Below are 18,218 nucleotides of genomic sequence, written 5' to 3' on the forward strand. Positions count from 1 at the left end.
TTTCACGAACAACAGTTTCACGAACAACAGTGACGTCGGACCCCCGCACCAGCGGCGCCACCTGAGTGAGCTTCCTCGGGTGGCGCCGCGCGTCCCGTCACCGCTCGACGAGGATCCCATCTTCGTCGCAGTAGATCGTGCGGCCGGGGGTGAACGTCACACCGGCGAACTCCACGACGGCATCCGTCACGCCGACACCATCTTTCGAGCTCTTGCGAGGGTTGCTGCCGAGGGCCTTCACCCCCAGTGGCATCGTTCCGATGGCCACCCGGTCGCGGATGGCACCGTTGATCACCACGCCGGCCCAGCCGTTCTGCACCGCGAGCTCGGCGATCATGTCGCCCATCAGCGCCGAGTTCATCGAGCCGCCGCCGTCGACGACGAGAACCGCGCCGGCGGCGGGCGTCGACAGCACCGATTTGACCAGGGCGTTGTCCTCGAAGCAGGTCACGGTGCGAATCGGTCCGCTGAACCGGGCGCGGCCCCCCAGGTTCAGGAACTGAAGCGGCACGGATTGCAGGTCTTCCCCGCGCTGGTCGTACAGGTCGGCGGTCAACAGCATTGGTGTCCTCCAGTGGTGCGGTGGCTCGTATGGTGGCTCGAACGGGCTCGGCCGGCCTGACGGTTGCCCGAGCCCCCTCAGGCTACCGGGCGCGGGCTCGCGCCAACTGCTCGGGCGTCTTCGAGAGGCCGCTCCGGTCGGTGAGCGCCCCGAAGCCGATGGCGCCGAAGAACATCCCGACGGGGCTTTCGGTGGCATTTCGAGGTGGGGTCCTCGTTCACGACGCTGAGTGAACGCATTCGACCTCCCGTGATGATGAGTGGGGGGTTCAGTACGGGCGGATTGTGGGTCAGCGGAAGGCGGGGACTCCGGTGATGTGGTTGCCGAAGATCAGGGTGTGCACCTCGTAGGTGCGCGGGGTGGCGGCCCTCGGCCTCGGCGCCGGCACCGACCACGTCTCTCCGCACCTGGCCGCTGCGTGCCGCGAGGCGGCTCTGCCTCTGCTGATCGTCCGAAGGCTCTCGCGGAGTCGCTGGGCGGCTGGGCCGCGTACCTGCCGGCCGACGGCACGCCGGAGTCCCTGTGGCCGGCCACCGAGAGCCGGGTGCCGCCGAAGCTGCGCGAAGAAACGGCCCGCCTGCACCTGACCGGCACGCACGCCGCAGCGACCTTTCCGCTGCTTGGAACGGAGGTCGATCACGGCGCAGCAGGACTGGCAGCTGCGCCGTGCCAACGCGATCCTGGGCGGAACCGCCGCGACCCTGCTGCTGCACGGTTACATCGACGCCGCGCGCCTCGCCGCCGCGGAGCTGGGCCTGCCTCCGCTGACGGAACGGGTGCGGGTCCTTGCCGTCACAGGCGAGCGGGTGGATCTGCTCTCCACCGAGGAGCTGGCCGACGCCGTCGCCGAACTCGCCGGGACGTCGCCGCGCATCCGTCGCCGCCCGCTTAGCCCCGGGGTTCGGAGAGATCCCTGGTGGCCGTCAGCCAGGCGCGGATCGCGTCACTGTGCTCGCCGAGGGCGGGCGGCGCGCTCGTGCGCGGGGCCAGCGGCGGCGTCCAGCTGACCGGGTGGCGGATCTGGCGGCCCACGGTGGCGCCCGACGCATCCTGCACCTCGATCGTGGGCTCCAGCCCCAGCGACTCGGCGAGCTCGATGCCCTCGGCGATGGTGGCGACCTGGCCGGCCGGCACGCCGGCGTCGGTGAGCCGGCTCTGCCAGGACAACGCCGGAGCCAGGGCGAGGCGGGCTTCCAGGAGTCGCACGAGTTCTTCGCGGTGGTGCACGCGGGCCGAGTTGGTCGAGAATCGCGGATCGGCGGCGAGCTGCTCGTCGCCGAGCACCCGGGCGAGCCTGGCGAATTGACCGTCGTTGCCGCAGGCAACGGCCAGCGGGCCGTCCGCGCAGGCGAGCAGCTGGTAGGGCACGATCGACGGATGCCGGTTGCCCATCCGGCCGGGCACCACGCCCGCGCCGAGGTATGCCTGGGCCTGGTTGGCGAGCGCCCCCTGCAGGCTCGACAGCAGGTTGATTTCCAGGCGCGCCCCGAGGCCGGTGGTCGCGCGGGCGTTCAGGGCGGCGAGAACGCCGATGGTCGTGTCTTTCGCGGTGAGCACGTCGACGAGGGCGACGCCGACCTTCATCGGGCCGCTCTCGTCCCCGGTGACGCTCATCAGCCCGCCCAGCGCCTGCACCATGAAGTCGTAGCCGAGCAGGTCGGCGCCGCCGCCGCTGCCGAACCCGGTGATCGAGGCGTAGACGAGGCCGGGGTTCTCCGCCTCGAGGCTGTCATAGCCCAGGCCGAGGCGGTCCATCCCGCCGGGCTTGAAGTTCTCGACCAGCACGTCGGCCTTCAGCGCGAGCATCCGTGCGACGGCGAGGTCGGCGTCGTCGGCGAGGTCGAGGCAGAGGGATTCCTTGTTACGGTTGACGCTCTCGAAGTAGGTGGCCCCCGTGGCGGAGAAGGGCGGGCCCCAGCTGCGGGTGTCGTCACCGCTGCCCGGACGCTCCACCTTGATCACCCGGGCTCCCAGGTCGGCCAGGGTCACGGTGGCGAGCGGGCCGGCCAACACCCGGGAGAAGTCCGCGACCAGGATCCCGTCCAGCGGCCGGGAGGACGTGCGCCGGCTGTCGTCGACCTGATTCTGCACTCGTGCTCCGTTCGCTCGGTTCGGGTGGTGGTTCGGGTGGTGGTTCGATTGGTGGTTCGGGTGGGGGTTCCCTGAATCTAGTGGCGAGTCGGTGCCGTTTCATCGGACGGGTCATCCAAAGTGTGGATATGTCTGCATCGAGGGTGGGGACATCCGGTGCGCGGAGGCCGCCGCGGCGGCTGCACAGCGCCGCCTGCACCGCGGCGATCAGTCGACCGCGTCGACCGTGAACAGCGCGGCCTGCTCCGGGGCGAGCAGCGGCGCGGGCAGCCCGACAAGGGCGAGCACCGCCCCGGTCAACGTCACCGAGCCTCCGGAACCCGGATCGTCATCGGCAGAACCTCTGTCGGCGGCCACGGCACCCAAAGCAGCACCAGCCGCAGTACCCGACGAGCCCGGCTCCGCCAGCCAGGCCGGCGGCGCATCCTGGATCGTGCGCGGGGGCGCACCGAGCGTCAGCGGCGCCACCCGGTAGCGCCGGTCGGGCGCGAGACCGGGAAACCGCATCCGTTCCGGCAGGGCTGCGCGAGGGGCGGCGAGGGCCACCTGGGCGAAGAGGGCCGAGTTCTGGTCGGGTGCGACCACACCGTGCAGCTCGAGCGCAGGGTCGCTGGGGTCGGCCCGCACGACGACGCCGGAGTGCAGCAGGGGTCGCAGGTGCTTGTACCGGGCGATCCAGGTGGCGATCTGCATCAGCTCGGTCTCGTTCGCGCGGGTGAGGTCCCACTCGATGCCGGCACTTCCGAACAGGGCGGTGGCCAGCCGGAAGCTGAGCTCCGAGGTGCGCCCGGTGGTGTGTGCGGTGGCCGCGCCGAGGTGCCCGCCGAGGTATTCCGGCGGCAGGAGCACGCTCGAGTACCGCTGGATCTGCTGCCGCTCGAGCGGGTCGTTGGTGTCGCTGGTCCAGACCCGATCGACGCGCTCGAGGATTCCGAGGTCGATCCGGGCGCCCCCCGACGCGCAGGACTCGATCTCGACTCCCGGGTGCGCGGCACGCACCGCGTCGATCAGCCGGTACACCGCCGTGGTCTGCCGGTGGGCGGAGCCGGCCAACAGGTCACGGTTGTGGTCCCACTTCAGGTAGGCGATGGGGTACTCGGTGAGCAGGGCTGTGAGCCGGGCGAACACCCAGTCGAAGGCATCCGGATCGCCCAGGTCGAGTACCCGCTGGAACCGCCAGGTCAGCGCCGGCGACGCGGCACCGGCAGCGGTAGCGGAAGCGACACCGGCAGCAGCACCAACCCCAGCCGAGTCCTCCGTCACGCCGCCGAGCACCCACTCCGGATGCGCGCGGGCCACGTCCGAGTCGAGGCTGACCATCTCGGGCTCGACCCAGAGTCCGAAGTCCATCCCGGCCGCGTGCACGTGCTCGATCAGCGGGTGCAGTCCGCCGGGCCAGGTCACGGGGTCCACGAACCAGTCGCCGAGAGCCCGCCGGTCGTCCGAGCGGCCGGTGAACCAGCCGTCGTCGAGCACGAAGCGTTCCACCCCGACCATGGCCGCGGCGTCGGCCAGGCGGGCCAGGGTGGGCAGGTCGTGGTCGAAGTACACGGCCTCCCAGGTATTGAGCACGACCGGGCGGGGTCCGGTGATGGTCGACCAGCTCCGGATCCACGGATGCAGCCGCGCCGACACCCCGTCGAGCCCGGCAGCCGAGTACACGGCCACGGTCCACGGGGTGGTGTGGCTCACAGCATTGGCCACGCTCAGCTCGCCGGGAGCCAGCAGCTCGCCGCTGCCGAGCGCCGAGTAACCCAGTGCGCTGTTCTCGGCCCAGGTGCGCTTGTCGCCGCTCCAGGCCAGGTGGGTGGCCCACACCTCGCCGGTGCGGAATCCGAACCCGGGCGTTCCGGCCGCCATCAGATAGGAGTCGTCGTGGCCGGGACGGCCGTGCCGGGACTCGCGGCTCCACACGCCGTGGCCGAGCGTGCTGCGCTGCGGCCGGCGCTCGTGGGTCCACAGCCCGGTGAAATCGAGCAGCTCCCCGGCCCGGTCCGGCACAGGGAGGATCACGTCCAGCGAGCCCAGCTCGAAGGGCGGCGCGGCGGAGTCGGTGCTCGTGTTGGTGAGGGTGTGCCGCAGCCGCAGCACACCCTCGACCGAGAGTTCGAGGTCGGTGCGCACGGCCACCCGGGCCGCGGCATCCGTCAGAAAAATCGCCAGGGTCTGCGTGCCGGGCAGAGCCGTCCCTGAGCCCGCCTGCACCTCGGCGAGGCGCAGGTCGAGGGTCAGTGCGCCGTGCCGGCCGGGCCGGAACCCACTCACCCCCGGGCGTCCGCTCCAGCCCTCCGCGAGGGTGGGCAGCAGCGAGAGCCGCAGGGGCACGTCGATCGAGCTCGGCGAGATCGCCGGCACGGATGCGTCGGCCAACGTGGCCAGCAGCTCACCGTCCAGGTCGCCCAGGTCGGCACCCCAGTGCACGATGACGGGCACGCCCGTGCCGCGGGCATCCAGCACGAGGCTGGTGCCCGCGGCACGGAGGTAGGGAATCGACACAGTAGGGCTGATGTTACTTGTTGACCGGGATCGACTGAGCCTCGAGTGCGTCGATCGTGCTCTTCTGGGCGCTCGTGAGAGCATCCGACAGAGTTCCGTTGCCGGTGACCGCACCCTTGAAACCGTCGGAGGTGTCGTTGTACACCTGCGTCATGGTCGGGCCCCAGATGAAGTCGGGCGAGACGTGACCGGATGCCTCGGCGAAGACGTCGTAGATGGCCTGGCCGCCGTAGAACTCGACGCCTTCCTTGAGGGCCGGCAGTTCGAGGCCGCTCTTGGCGGCCGGGTACAGGTTGGCCGACTTGTTCAGCATCGTGAGCGCCTCGTCGGAGGTGTTCAGCCACAGCGCGAACTGGGCGGCCTCGTAGGGGTGCTTGGAGCCCGTGAACACCGCGGTGGACGAGCCACCCCAGTTACCGGCGGCGTTGTCGCCGGCAGCCCACTGCGGGGAGAGGGCGACGGACCAGTTGCCGGAGGTGTCCGGAGCGCCGCTGGCGATGGAGTTGGCACCCCAGGCTGCGGAGTTCCAGGTCCAGTTGGAGCCGGTGTTGTAGGCGTTGTTCCACTCGTCGGTCCACGGCGGGTTGGTCGAGACGAGGTCGCGGTCGATCAGGTCCTGCCAGTAGTCGGCGACCTTGACGGACTCGGGGCTGGTCAGGTCGATGGTCCAGTTGTCGCCGTCGTTCTCGAACCAGCTTCCGCCGGCCTGCCAGACGAATCCGGCGAACTGGTTGATGTCGCTCTGCGAGAAGTTGGTGATGTACCCGCCGGTGGCGCGCACGGCCTCGGCGGCAACCGCATACTCTTCCCAGGTGGTGGGGATCGCGATGTTGTTGGCCTCGAAGAGGTCGGCGCGGTAGAACATGGCCATGGGCCCGGCGTCCTGCGGCACCGCGTACACGGCGTCGTCTTCACCGAAGTTGACCTGACCCCAGGTCCAGTCCACGAAGTCGGCCTTGGCGTCGAGGACACCCTCACAGGCGGCGAGGTCCATCAGACCGTCCTGCACGCGGAAGTTCGGGAGGGCGTCGTATTCGATCTGGCCGAGGTCGGGCGCGTTGCCGGCCTTGAGCTGGTTGAAGAAGTTCTGGTAGGTGCCGCCGTTGCCGTTCGGCCCGGTCTGCACCTTCACCTGAACGTCGGGGTTCTCCTCGTTCCAGACTGCAACGACCTCTTCCATGCCGGGGATCCAGGTGGTGAACGTGAGGTCGACCTTGCCCTCGGAGGGCTCGCAGGCGGCGGCGTCACCGCCGGACGACGTGGTCGAACCCGACGCGCAACCGGTCAGCACGACCGTGGCCGCGGTGAGCAAGGCGACGGCGGCTGCTCTCTTCTTGATCTGCATTGTTCTTCTTTTCTCTTGGTGGGGTGGGGTGGTGCAGCTTGAGGGGGTGCTACGTCACGAAAACCGGCTACTTCACGGAACCGGCGCTGAGGCCGTTCCGCCAGAAGCGCTGGAGCAGCAGGAAGATGATGATCAGCGGGATGATCGACAGCAGCGCACCGATCAATACGTAGTCGCGCAGCACGGGGATCTGGTTGACCTGCGAGTTCCAGGCGTAGAGGCCGAGCGTGACCGGGAACAGGGTCTCGTCGCGCAGCATGATCAGCGGCAGGAAGAAGTTGTTCCAGATGGCGACGAATTGGAAGAGGAAGACGGTGACCAGGGCCGGCACCATCATCCGTACCGAGACGGTGAAGAAGGTGCGCAGTTCGCCGGCCCCGTCGAGGCGGGCGGCCTCGATCAACTCGTCGGGCACGCTGGCGGAGGCGTAGATGCGGGCGAGGTAGACCCCGAACGGGCTGACCAGGCTGGGCAGGAACACCGACCAGAACGTGTTGGTCAGGCTGATTTGGCTGAAGATCAGGAACAGCGGCAGCGCCAGGGCCGTGGCAGGCACGAGCACCCCGCCGAGCACGACGTTGAAGATCAGTTCCCGACCCGGGAAGTTGTACTTCGCCAGCGCGTACCCGCACATGCCGGCGATGATGGTGCCCACGAGGGCGCCGCCACCGGCGTACAGCGCACTGTTGAGCATCCACTTGAGGTAGACGCCGTCGCGGTAGGCCATCAGGTTGCCGATGTTCTCGAACAGGGAGAAGTCGGCGAACCAGAGCGGGTTCGTGCTGTTGAACTGGGAGCGGCTCTTCGAGGCCGCGACCAGCAGCCACCAGATCGGCACCAGGAAGTACAGCGTGAAGACGGCCATCACGATCATGGCGCTGGCCCGGGCGAACGGGCTCTCGCGCTGGGCGCGCGGCGCCTTCGCCTCGGTGGAACGGCTGCCGCGGGCCGGCTTGGCGGGGATGGTGGGGGTCAGGGTGCTCACTTGGCTTCCTTCCGCTGCGTGAACTTCAGGAACGTGAAGGAGAGGATGAACGTGGCCAGGGCCAGCACCACGGAGAACGCGGCGGCCAGGTTGAAGTTCGGGATCGACGAGGTGGAGTACACCGTCAGGTTCGGGGTGAACGTGCTGGTCACGGCCGAGCTGAAGCTGCGGAAGACCTGCGGTTCGGCGAGCAGCTGCAGGGTGCCGATGATCGAGAAGATCGCGGTCAGGATGATCGCCGGCATGATCAGCGGGATCTTGACCGACCAGGCGATGCGCAGCTGGCCGGCCCCGTCGAGGCGGGCGGCCTCGTAGAGCTCGCCCGGGATCGCCAGCAGCGCCGAGTAGATGATCAGCATGTTGTAGCCCACGAACACCCAGGTGACAACGTTGGCGATGGCCCAGAGCACCAGGTCGGCCGAGAGGAAGTTGATGCTCTCGGTGACGGCGCTGAACGGCGACAGGTTGGGTGAGTAGAGGTAGCCCCACATGATCGCGGCGATGACGCCCGGCACCGCGTAGGGAACGAAGAACGCCAGCCGGAAGAACTTCTTGCCGCGAACCAGCGGCGAGTCCAGCAGCAGTGCGAACAGCAGTGCGAGGCCGAGCATGATCGGAACCTGCACGGCGCCGAAGGTGAGCACCCGGCCGATCGACTGCCAGAACGGGCCGTTCTGGAAGACCAGGATGTACTGGGTCAGCCCACCGAAGACCTCGGTGGCCTGACCGAAGGTGCCCTCGCGCTCGATCACGAGCAGCGACTGGTAGATCGCGTAGCCGATCGGCACGAGGTAGAACAGGGCGAACAGGGTGCCGAACGGCAGCACGAACGCGAGGATCGCGCCTCTGTGCTGCACGCGGGGCCTGGCGGCGCGGGGCCTCTTCCGGGCAGCGTTGCCCGGGGCATCCGTCATGGGGACGGCTGGTGCGCTCATGATGCGGGGTCCTCTCTAATCACGCGGACGGCTCCGGCCGGCACGCGCACAATTCGACCGACGGGTTCGTCGGTGACGAGCTCGTGGCCGGCGGCCGCAAGCTCGACGTCGCCGTGACCGTGGTTGATGATGAACAGATAGCTGTGGGTGGCACCCACGCGGCGCACGACCTCGATGCTGTCGGCGCGCTCCGTGGTTGCGGCGCGTTCCGTGGCGTCCGTACGTTCCGGGGTTGTAATACGCTCCGGGCCGACGGCGGTGACGCGGGCCTCCTGGGCCACGGTGCGCACGAGGTCACGTAGGGCGCCGGCCTCCAGCGCGGTCGCGACGTACCAGGCGGTGCCGCGTTCGTGCAGGTTGCGGGTGATGGCGGGGATGCCGGGCAGGGGCCCGTCGAGGTAGCTGGCGAACACCTCGGCGGTGTCGACGCGCAGGCGTTCGCTCCACAGGCTCGCGGCGGCGCCGGAGTCGAGGGCGAGAAGATGGCCGGGCAGCAGCGGGGAGAATTCCTCCACCGTGATGCCGAGGATCTCGCGGAACGCGCCGGGGTAGCCGCCGGTGCGCACCCGGTCGTCTTCGTCGACGATGCCGCTGAAGAAGGTGATCAGGGCGTGGCCGCCGGCCGCGACGTAGGAGCCCAGGTTCTCTGCCTGCGCGTCCGAGACGAGGTAGAGATTCGGGACGACGACGAGGCGGTAGCCCGAGAGGTCGGCATCCGGGGAGACGATGTCGACGGTGACGCCGAGGTCGTGCAGGGCCGTGTACGCGGCGTGCACCTGGTCGAGGTAGCGCACCGCGTGGGAGGGACGGGATTCTCCGTCGCCGGCCCACCAGGATTCCCAGCTGAAGATGAGCGCGGCATCCGCCACGACCCGGCTGCCGGTGACCTCGGCGAGCCGGTCGAGGGTCGCGCCCAGGGCCACGACCTCCCGCCAGAGCATGGTGTCGGTGCCGGCGTGGGGCACCAGTGCGGAGTGGAATTTCTCCGACCCCTGCAGGGAGGCGCGCCACTGGAAGAAGCAGATGCCGTCGGCGCCTCGGGCGACATGGGCGAGGGAGTTGCGGGTCATCTCGCCTGGCGCCTTGGCCAGGTTGTGCGGCTGCCAGTTGACCGCGCCGGCGGCCTGTTCCATCAGCAGCCAGGGCTCGCCCTGGGCGAGCCCGCGGGTGAGGTCGGCGGCGAAGGCGAGCTCAGTGGCCGGGTCGGCGAGGCGGTGGTCGAGGTAGTGGTCGTTGGCGACGATGTCCATGTCACCGGCCCAGGACCAGTAGTCGAGGTTGCGGATGTGCGCGGTGACCATGAAGTTGGTGGTCACGGCCACGTCCGAGTGGCGGCGCAACACCGCGACCTCCAACCGGTAGTAGTCGAGTAGCTCGCCGGAGCTGAACCGGTGGAAGTCGAGCACCTGGCCGGGGTTCTGGCTGGACAGGGTGAGCCGCGGGGTGAGGATCTCGGCCCACTGGCCGTAGCGCTGGCTCCAGAACGAGGTGCCCCAGGCGGCGTTCAGGGCATCGATGGTTCCGTACCGCGCCTGCAGCCAGAGGCGGAACGCGGCCGCGGTGTCGTCGCAGTAGCAGAGCGCGTTGTGGCAGCCCAGCTCGTTGGACACATGCCAGAGGGCGATGGCCGGGTGGTGACCGTACCGCTTCGCCACCTGCTCGACCAGGGCGAGCGCGTGCTCGCGGAACACGGCCGAGCTCGGGCACCAGGCCTGACGGCCGCCCGGGAAGCGGGTGGTGCCGTCGTCGGTCACCGGAAGGATCTCCGGGTGGAGCGTGGTCAGCCACGGCGGCGGCGATGAGGTACCGGTGCCGAGGTTGACCCGGATGCCGTTGGCGTGCAGCAGCTCGATGATCGTGTCGAGGGTGGCGAAGTCGTACTCGCCCGGCCGCGGCTCGAGGTGCGACCAGCCGAAGATGTTGATGGCGACGAGATCGACGCCGGCCTCCCGCATGAGGCGCACGTCTTCGGTCCAGACGTCGGGACCCCACTGCTCGGGGTTGTAGTCGCAGCCGTAGGCGATGCCCTCGTGCACGAACGGGGTGGCCGTGGCCGTGGCCGAGGCCTTCCCGTCCGAAGTGGCTGCTCGCGAATTCATGTGCTCCCTGACTGTGGCTTCCCGGTTCCGCTGCACTGCGGCAACCGGGATGTCGACGACTCTGTGAACGTGCACAGAGTCGAGAGCAAAACTCACCGTCGGGTTTTCTGTGAACGTACACAGAGTAGGTAGCTTTCGGCGGCCGTGTCAAGCGCGGAGTCTGTTCGGGAGCGTTACAGTTATCAAATGGTGACCATCCCGTCTCGACGCAAACGTGCGACGATCCACGACGTCGCCGTCGAAGCCGGCGTGTCCCGCGGCACGGTCAGCCGGGTCGTGAACGACGAGCCCTACGTCTCGGCGACGGCCCGCATCGCCATCGAGGCCGCCATCGAGAAGGTCGGCTACGTGCCGAACAATGCCGCCCGCAGCCTGGTCATGCAGCGCTCGGAGGCCGTCGGTTTCATCGTGCACGAGCCGCACTCCCTGTTCCTGGACGACCCCAACATCGGCGGTATCCTGCTCGGCGCCAACACCGTGCTCTCCCGCGCCGACTACCAGATGGTCAGCCTCGTCATCGACTCCCAGCGCGACACCGACCGCGTCGCCCGCTACCTCAGCGGCGGCTTCGTCGACGGGGTCATCATCGTCTCCGCCCGGCAGGAAGACCCGATCATCCGCGTGATCGAGAAGCTCCGCCTTCCGGCCGCCTTCGTCGGACATCCGCCCGATCTGCGCCAGCTTCCCTTCGTGGGCATCGACAACCGGGCCTCGGCCCGCGCCATCACGGAACGCCTGATGCAGACCGGCCGCAAGCGCATCGGAATGGTCGCGGCCGCCCTCGACCGCGATTCCGGCGCCGACCGCCTGGCCGGCTTCACGGATGCCCTCGGCGACCGCTTCGACCCGGCCCTGGTCGCCCGAGTGCCGCTCTACACGTTCACCGACGGGGCCATGGGCATGCGCGAGCTGCTCGACCGCGACCCGCTGATCGATGGTGTGTTCGCCGCCTCCGACGCGGTCGCGGCCGGAGCCCTGGAGGCTCTCCGCGAGGCCGGGCGCAGCGTGCCCGGCGACGTCGGCATCGTCGGCTTCGACGACAGCTCCTGGGCGCTCCGCACCCAGCCGCACCTGTCCACCGTCCACCAGCCGGCCTTCGGCCTCGGCGCGGCGGCGGCGCAGTGCGTGCTCGGCCAGCTGCGCGGCGAGGAGCAGCCGGCCGGCGGCATCCTGCTGGAGTCCCCGATCGTCTGGCGCGACTCCGCCTGAGCGGGATGGCCGGGTGCGAGGCACACTGGACACATGGTTCGCAAACGGGCGGTCGTGCGCGGGATGGTGCAGGGCGTGGGGTTTCGCTACTACACCCAAACCGAGGCGCGCCGCCTCGGCCTTGCGGGGTTCGTGCTCAACCGCACGGACGGCACGGTGGAGGCCGAGTTGGAGGGCGACGCGGCATCCGTTTGGGTGATGTTGGCGTGGCTGCAGCACGGCCCGCCGTCGGCTCACGTGGAGGCGGTCGATGTCGCCACCATTCCGCCACTCGGCGAGACCGGGTTCCGGATCGACTTCTGAGCAGCGTCCGGTCGATGCCGGAGCCAGCGGGAATCCGACCGGCTGGCGTAGCGTGGGTGCATGTGCGCGCGAGCAGCCGATCCCGCTCGGACGGAAAGAACGGAACGCGTCCTCGCGGCGGCGACGGGATCGGACCTTCGCGCACTCCCCCCGGCCGCCGCCCGCCCGGCCCTCACCCGAGACCCGCGGCCGTTCCCCGTGCAGAGCGTGCGCCGCGGATTCGGGATCGGCCGCCTGCTGCTCGCCGCCCTGGGCGTGGTGGCCCTGCTCGGCTACTTCGACTACGTGCTCGGCTTCGCCACCTTCCAGATCTACAACTACTTCAGCTACTTCACCGTGCAAAGCGGCCTGGCCGCGGTCGTCGCCTTCATCGCCACCGCGATCGCCGCGTTCCGGTCTCCGACCGACCCACCCTGGCTGGACTGGCTCCGGCTGCTGGTGACGACCTACATCATCGTCTCGGGCATCGTGTTCCTGACCATCGTCATCCAGTCCTCCTCGCTGGATTACACGATCGAGGTGCCCTGGTCGAGCCAGCTGCTGCACTTCTGGATCCCGTCGATCGCGCTCCTCGACTGGCTGACGGATGCCGGCAAGGCCCGCCTGCCCTGGAAAATCCTGGTCTGGGTTCTTGTGGCGCCCTCGATCTGGGGCGTTTTCACGCTCATCCGCGGGTCGATCGTGGGCTGGTACCCGTATTTCTTCCTCGACCCGGTACAGGTGCGCGGACCGCTCGAGACGGCGATCTACTGCCTGGTCGCACTGCTGCTCTTCACCGGGATCGCGGCCGTTCTCACTGCCACCTCGCGGCTGCCCCAGCGGCGCGGGTTCACAGCGGCGTGAAAGTGTATTCGCTGGTGAGGTGCTCACCCTGGCAGGCGCCGCAGTACAGCACGCCGGATGCCTGCATCGCGAGAACACGGGGCGTGCACTGCACGACCTTGGGTCCGCAGCAGGGCGAAACCACCATGTAGGAGCCGGGGGCAGCAGGAGAGTGCCCGCTCAGGCCGCGAATGTGGTGGGTGCCCTCGCAGGGCAGTTCAGGGTCGAAGTCCAGAAGGACGAACGATTCGAGGTCGATGTCGAGATCGAGATCGAGCAGGGTATCCATGGAAAGCACAGCAATCACGCGGTCAAACAGAAGTGTGGAGCAGTCGCGGGCGGTCGTGGTGCATCTCAGTGGCGACCGCACTGGATGGTCGGCGGAACGTGACCGGTCGGGACCGGCGGTATTCACCCTGCTGAAATCCGTCGGCCAGTCCAGTCAGGGTAACGACTGGACCTCTGGGCGCTGCACCACAATGGGCTGCACCTGCATGAAAACATGCCCCGAATGGGGGTCAAGATTCATCGACTGGACGTTGGCAGGATCATACACCACGAATCTCAAGACTTCCAAGGGTTGACATTTGGCGAGGCGCTGGTCAGCACTTTTGGTGACGGGGTGGCGTGCCCCTACTCCGGGGCCGGGGTGGCGGTCGGCCCGGCGGAGTAGAACGGCTCGAGGCTGCTCAGGGCGGCGGCCAGGAACTCGTCATCGTCGACCTCCGCGAGTCGCAAAGCGGTTTCCGCGGCGACCAGGCCCACCAACACCGGTTCGCCGGTGAGCGGGACCATATTGATCCAGATCCGGAAGTCGTCGTCGCCGCCGACCGTGGACCAGAGCGGGGCATCCGTGTCCCAGAACGGCTCGTCGAACTGCAGCCAGACCTTGTCGAGCGTGCCCACGCCGAGGGCGGCGATGGCGCCACGGTGGGCGAAGGGCAGTGGCGGGTCGAACTCCATGACCTTGGTTTTCAGCACACCCAGCGGCACGGTGACGATGACCCGGGCGGCGGACAGGGACTCGCCGTTGCCGAGCCGCAGGCTGGCGCCGGAGTCGCTGTAGGCGATCCGGGTGACCACGCTCGACGCGAGCACGTCGATGCCCTCGCTGAGGTCGGTGAGCAGGGTGGCGAAGCCACCCAGCACGATGCGGTCCTCGCCGGGGTCGGCGCCCGCGCCCGCGTCGGCGCCGGCTTCCGAATACCAGGAGGACTGCTCGGCGACGGGGGCACCGGCCTCTGGATCGAGCACCACCGTGATCTGGTAATCGAGCCAGTCGGCGTCGGAGAGGCCCGTGTCGGCATCCGTGGTCGAGAGCTTGGAAGCCCCCGAATCGGCGAGGGCCTGCGCGATGGAGACGTCGGCGGGTTGCTCGGCGGCCCAGGCCAGCGCCGTGGCGACGGCCTCGGCGCCGGTGCCCGGCACCTCCACGACGACGCCGGCGGCGGTGCGGGCCTCGGGCACATTCGAGAAGGGGGCCGTGGCGACGCCGCGGTCGGTGAGATCCTCGTCGAGGGAAGTCCGCCCGGTGCGGCGCACGAAGGCCGCGCCGAGCTCGACCGGGAACGGCCAGTCCTTGTCGGTGACGGTGTCGATGCGACCGCCGATGCGGTCGCGGGCCTCGACCACGACCACGTCGTAGCCGGCGTCCTCCAGGTCACGGGCGGCGGAGAGGCCGGCGATTCCGGCACCGATCACGGCGATGCGCTCCCCCGGGGAGGCGGCCCTGACGACATCGCGGGCGGCGCGTTGCCCGGAGTCGCGGGCGCCCTGCACGGTGCCGAATGCGTCGGAGGAGGTGGCCTCTCCGGCGAAGAACACGCGGTCGTCCACGGGCTGTCCGAGCGCGGCGCGCTGCTCGGGCGTGGCACCGACCGCGGGGAAGCTGAAGGAGCCGCGGGCGAACGGGTCGGCCGACCAGGACGTACGACGCATGGCCGCCGGCTTCGGCACCAGCGAGGGTGTCGCGGTCGGTGTGGGCGAGACGGATGCCGTGGGCCGGGGAGTCGGCGCCACGCACGCGGTGAGCGCGACAAGGCTCAGGCCGGAGACCGAGCCGAGCAGAAAGGTTCGTCGCTTCATCGCTGTGTCCGCGGCACGGGTGGCGCCGACGTTCTCCTCTCCGAGCGGGCCGGGCAGTACGTCCAAGCTACCTCAGAGCCGGGTGAAGTGGCTGGTCGGAGTGGGTGGCGCACACGCACGCAACTTCTGAAGATTCTGGCGACACGCGGCATCCGCCGCCCCGAAATGCGGCGTGTCGCGAAAATCTCCGGGTCTGCGTTCGCCCGCGGCGCGGCGGCGGGCGAACCAGCGGTCGCGGCTTTGTCCTGCGCGCGGTCGCGGCATCGTCCTGCGCGCGGTCGCGGCTCTTTGATGCATAACTCCTGCAATTCGTCCTCCCGATGAAAAACCGGCCCGGAATCACGCGGGAGTCTGAAAGCACCGGCCGGAATTGCAGGAGTTATGCACGTGAGCGGCGGCTGGTAGCGAAACAGGCGTCAGCTGAGCGGTTGCTGCAGAAAGCCGTCGTCGAGCAGCTCCCGCACCCGCGGGAGCAGGTCCGCGGCGAGTTCGCGCTCCTCGACGTCGAGCAGCTGGGCCAGCGCGGCGACGATCGAGCCCACGTCGAGCTCGCCGTCGCAGGCGCCGACCAGGGCGGCGAGGCCGGTGTCCAGCGGGATCGACCGGCCGAAGCCGCCGCCCTGGTGCAGCGTCATCAGGGTGGGGTTCTCCTGGCCGGGCCAGTAGTGCCGTTCCTCGGTGACATCGGATGCGACGGCGAGCCGAGCGCGGGCGAGGCGGGCGTCATCCGTCACCGTCTGCCAGTCGTGGGCGGCGAGGCTGGCGGCGAGGTGGCTGCCCATGCCCCCCGGATTGTGGCCGAGGGCGCCGGGGAGGCGTTCGAGGCGACGGAGGGTGGGGGCGCCGGTGGCCGGGCGGCGCAGCAGCATGTACCCGAAGCCGACCTGGCTCACGCCGCGCGCCTCGAAGTCGTCCAGCCAGGCGCCGTAGAGGCGGTCGAAGTCGGCGGTGTCGGCGCGGGTGCCACCGTCGCGGATCCACGTCTCGGCGTAGAGCGTAGGGGCCTGCACCTCGCGTTCGATGATCCACGCGTCGAGGGCGGCGGCCTCCGCGGCCTCCGCGGCCTGCCCAATCTGCGCGGTCTGCGCGGCCTGCCCGGCCTGCCCGGTCTGCCCGGTCTGCCCGGTCTGCCCGGTCTGCGCGGCCTGCCCGGTCTGCCCGGTCTGCCCGGTCTGCCCGGTCTGCCCGGTCTGCCCGGTCTGCCCGGTCTGCCCGGTCTGCCCGGTCTGCCCGGTCTGCCCGGCCTGCCCGGTGCCGTGCCCCGTCGCCGGGGCGTCGAGCCAGCCGGCGAGGCGCTCGAAGGCGTCCTGCCCGGCGTGGTACTCCCAGTTTCCGAGCAGCTGGGCGACGCCTCCGGGGGTGAGATGCTCGGCCGCGCCGCGCACCACCGCCTCGACCAGGGCGTCGCCGACCAGGCCGCCGTCGCGGTACTCGTAGGCGGGCACGCCGGGCACGCGCGGGGTGATCACGAACGGCGGATTGGAGACGATGTGGTCGAAGCGCTCCCCCGCGACCGGTTCGAACAGGCTGCCGAGGCGGAACTCGATGTTCCCGATCCCGTTCAGCTCGGCGTTCAGGGCGGCGAGTTCGAGGGCGCGCGCCGAGATATCGGTGGCCACCACCCGGTCGGCGTGCCGGGACGCGTGCATCGCCTGGATCCCGCACCCGGTGCCCAGATCGAGGGCACTGGCCGCCGGGGTCGGGATCAGCAGTCCGCTCAGCGTGAGGGATGCCCCGCCCACGCCGAGCACGTGGCTTTCGCCGAGCGGGTGGCCGAGCGCGAGCTCGCCGAGGTCGGACGCGATCCACCAGCTGCCGGCACCGTGCGCGTCCACGAAACTGTAGGGCCGCAGCTCGAGAAGCGGGCGGACGGCGCCGCTGTCGCCTGGCTCAAGGAAGGCGACGACGGATGCGACCAGGCCGAGTTCCTCGGCCCCCGCGGCGCCCAGTGCGGAGAGGGCGGCGTCGAGGTCCGCGCGGTCGACGGGCAGGCCGAGCACGAACAGTCGGGCCAGTGTGGCGCAGGGCCCGGTGTGCCCGAGCGTCTTCCGGAGGCCGTCGAGCGCCCGAAGCGCCGGGACCCGCTGGTTGCGGCGCAGTGCGGCATCCGCTTCGATCCCCCACAGACCGGTGAGGGCCGAGACCGAGAAATTGGCGGCGGCGAGGTCGGAGCGAAGCCGGGCGATCAGTGCAGAAGTCACCCGTCTATTCAACTGCACCGGCCACTGCACCCGGCGACTCCCCGGCAACGACAGGCGTCCGGCACCCGACAAACGCCGGTCGTGTGCATAACTCCTGCAATTCGGATCTGCGTCGCTGGACTTCCGCATGATTCTGGGCCCCGTTTCTGCCGGGAGGACGAATTGCAGGAGTTATGCAAGATTGCGAAGGACCACAGCCCCGAACCGAACCTCAGCGAACCGGCCGCCTCGGCTACCGGCGCTCCTCGGCCACGCTGTTGCCGCCGTCGACGACGACGGTCTGGCCGGTGACGTACGACGCGCCGGGAGACGCGAGCCAGGCGATCACGGATGCGACCTCCCCCGCGGTCCCGCTGCGCCCGACCGGCACGAGCGCACCTTCGACCGCCTCGCTCTCCAGCTGCGACCCGGTCTCGATCCAGCCCGGCGCGACCGCGTTCGCGGTGATTGCGAGCCGGGCCTCGTCCACGGCGAGCGCCCGGGTGAGCCCGGCCAGACCGGCCTTCGCGGCCGCATAGGCCAGGTCCCCGCGGGACGCCATCACCGGCCCCGACACGCTGGACACCGTGACGATGCGCCCCCAGTTCGCCGCGTGCATGAAGCCGATCACGGTGCGCGTGGCGTGGAACGCGGTCGACAGGTTGATCGCCAGGCCCCGGTCCCACTCGCCCGCCGACGTGGTGCTCACATCGCCGTGCAGCATTTCGGCGTCGCCGACCGCGACCATGCCCGCGTTGTTCACCAGAATCGTGGGGGCCAGGCCCGCGTCGGTGAGGGCTGCGGCGAGCACCAGCGCGCCGGCCTCGGTGTCCAGGGTGCAGACGATGCCGGATGCCGCGATGCCCAGTTCCGTCAGCGCGGCCGCCCGCTCGTGCACGCGTTCGGTCGTGGCGGTGAGCACGACGTGCGCACCGAGCTCACCCAGCATCCGTGCCGCGGCGAATCCGATCCCGGCGGCGCTGCCGGCCCCGGTGACCAGCGCGGTGCGGCCGGCGAGGTTCCACGCGGCGGGCAACCCGGCCGGGGCGGGAATACCGGCAGAAACGGGGATTCCGGCAACCTCGGGGAGAGTCATGGCGCCATGC

At 69.8% G+C, this 18,218-nt stretch carries 14 protein-coding genes; 3 read left to right on the plus strand and 11 right to left on the minus strand.

Features of this window, described 5'->3' with window-relative positions:
- Positions 1-97: 97 nt before the first annotated feature.
- From rraA to E3T23_RS07940, 7 genes are all read right to left on the minus strand, one after another.
- Entirely contained in the window at positions 98-562 is a 465-nt protein-coding gene (gene rraA, locus E3T23_RS07910) for a ribonuclease E activity regulator RraA (RefSeq protein WP_134369813.1), read from the minus strand.
- Positions 563-1,450: 888 nt separating this feature from the next.
- Positions 1,451-2,653 carry a CaiB/BaiF CoA transferase family protein gene (locus E3T23_RS07915; protein ID WP_241977717.1) on the minus strand — a complete coding sequence of 401 codons (1,203 nt, stop codon included), beginning with the start codon at positions 2,651-2,653 and terminating at the stop codon, positions 1,451-1,453.
- Between the two features lie 207 nt (positions 2,654-2,860).
- Positions 2,861-5,149, minus strand: a complete 2,289-nt coding sequence (locus tag E3T23_RS07920; RefSeq protein WP_134369814.1) for an alpha-galactosidase — start codon at positions 5,147-5,149, stop codon at positions 2,861-2,863.
- Between the two features lie 13 nt (positions 5,150-5,162).
- Complete coding sequence (locus E3T23_RS07925) at positions 5,163-6,494, minus strand: sugar ABC transporter substrate-binding protein (protein ID WP_134369815.1); 1,332 nt, start codon at positions 6,492-6,494, stop codon at positions 5,163-5,165.
- A 67-nt stretch (positions 6,495-6,561) separates the two neighbouring features.
- A complete protein-coding gene (locus tag E3T23_RS07930) occupies positions 6,562-7,479 on the minus strand; it encodes a carbohydrate ABC transporter permease (RefSeq protein WP_420898309.1) in 918 nt (305 codons plus the stop codon).
- On the minus strand, positions 7,476-8,414 hold the full coding sequence (locus tag E3T23_RS07935) for a carbohydrate ABC transporter permease (protein WP_134369816.1): 939 nt from the start codon (positions 8,412-8,414) through the stop codon (positions 7,476-7,478). The genes E3T23_RS07930 and E3T23_RS07935 overlap by 4 nt, the downstream gene beginning before the upstream one ends.
- Positions 8,411-10,513, minus strand: coding sequence for a beta-galactosidase (locus E3T23_RS07940; protein ID WP_134369817.1), 2,103 nt, complete (start codon positions 10,511-10,513; stop codon positions 8,411-8,413). The genes E3T23_RS07935 and E3T23_RS07940 overlap by 4 nt, the downstream gene beginning before the upstream one ends.
- Before the next feature lie 186 nt (positions 10,514-10,699).
- Between E3T23_RS07940 and E3T23_RS07945 the strand changes: the two genes are divergently transcribed.
- The 3 genes from E3T23_RS07945 to E3T23_RS07955 are packed head-to-tail and all read left to right on the plus strand — an operon-like array spanning position 10,700 to position 12,868.
- The gene (locus E3T23_RS07945; protein WP_134369818.1) at positions 10,700-11,722 is read left to right on the plus strand and encodes a LacI family DNA-binding transcriptional regulator; all 1,023 of its coding nucleotides are present in this window, start codon (positions 10,700-10,702) and stop codon (positions 11,720-11,722) included.
- Between the two features lie 33 nt (positions 11,723-11,755).
- Entirely contained in the window at positions 11,756-12,025 is a 270-nt protein-coding gene (locus E3T23_RS07950) for an acylphosphatase (RefSeq protein WP_134369819.1), read from the plus strand.
- Positions 12,026-12,085: 60 nt separating this feature from the next.
- Positions 12,086-12,868: a Pr6Pr family membrane protein gene (locus E3T23_RS07955; protein ID WP_134369820.1), complete on the plus strand. Its 783-nt coding sequence runs from the start codon at positions 12,086-12,088 to the stop codon at positions 12,866-12,868.
- On the opposite strand, the gene E3T23_RS07960 is transcribed toward E3T23_RS07955, so the two are convergent.
- From E3T23_RS07960 to E3T23_RS07975, 4 genes are all read right to left on the minus strand, one after another.
- Positions 12,855-13,136, minus strand: coding sequence for a hypothetical protein (locus tag E3T23_RS07960; protein WP_166806247.1), 282 nt, complete (start codon positions 13,134-13,136; stop codon positions 12,855-12,857). The genes E3T23_RS07955 and E3T23_RS07960 overlap by 14 nt on opposite strands.
- Positions 13,137-13,480: 344 nt before the next feature.
- Positions 13,481-14,998 carry a flavin monoamine oxidase family protein gene (locus E3T23_RS07965; protein WP_241977719.1) on the minus strand — a complete coding sequence of 506 codons (1,518 nt, stop codon included), beginning with the start codon at positions 14,996-14,998 and terminating at the stop codon, positions 13,481-13,483.
- A gap of 350 nt (positions 14,999-15,348) precedes the next feature.
- A complete protein-coding gene (locus E3T23_RS07970) occupies positions 15,349-17,133 on the minus strand; it encodes a DUF7059 domain-containing protein (RefSeq protein WP_241977727.1) in 1,785 nt (594 codons plus the stop codon).
- A 232-nt stretch (positions 17,134-17,365) separates the two neighbouring features.
- Positions 17,366-18,208, minus strand: coding sequence for an SDR family oxidoreductase (locus E3T23_RS07975; protein ID WP_134369823.1), 843 nt, complete (start codon positions 18,206-18,208; stop codon positions 17,366-17,368).
- Between the last annotated feature and the right edge of the window lie 10 nt (positions 18,209-18,218).

The sequence above is a fragment of the Cryobacterium cheniae genome (assembly GCF_004403395.1).
Taxonomy (GTDB): Bacteria; Actinomycetota; Actinomycetes; order Actinomycetales; family Microbacteriaceae; genus Cryobacterium; species Cryobacterium cheniae.

Coding starts and splice junctions, on each gene's coding strand:
- rraA (WP_134369813.1), bottom strand. CDS start 562: ATGCTGTTGACCGCCGACCTGTACGACCAGCGCGGGGAAGACCTGCAA.
- E3T23_RS07925 (WP_134369815.1), bottom strand. CDS start 6,494: ATGCAGATCAAGAAGAGAGCAGCCGCCGTCGCCTTGCTCACCGCGGCC.
- E3T23_RS07935 (WP_134369816.1), bottom strand. CDS start 8,414: ATGAGCGCACCAGCCGTCCCCATGACGGATGCCCCGGGCAACGCTGCC.
- E3T23_RS07940 (WP_134369817.1), bottom strand. CDS start 10,513: ATGAATTCGCGAGCAGCCACTTCGGACGGGAAGGCCTCGGCCACGGCC.
- E3T23_RS07945 (WP_134369818.1), top strand. CDS start 10,700: ATGGTGACCATCCCGTCTCGACGCAAACGTGCGACGATCCACGACGTC.
- E3T23_RS07950 (WP_134369819.1), top strand. CDS start 11,756: ATGGTTCGCAAACGGGCGGTCGTGCGCGGGATGGTGCAGGGCGTGGGG.
- E3T23_RS07955 (WP_134369820.1), top strand. CDS start 12,086: ATGTGCGCGCGAGCAGCCGATCCCGCTCGGACGGAAAGAACGGAACGC.
- E3T23_RS07960 (WP_166806247.1), bottom strand. CDS start 13,136: ATGGATACCCTGCTCGATCTCGATCTCGACATCGACCTCGAATCGTTC.
- E3T23_RS07975 (WP_134369823.1), bottom strand. CDS start 18,208: ATGACTCTCCCCGAGGTTGCCGGAATCCCCGTTTCTGCCGGTATTCCC.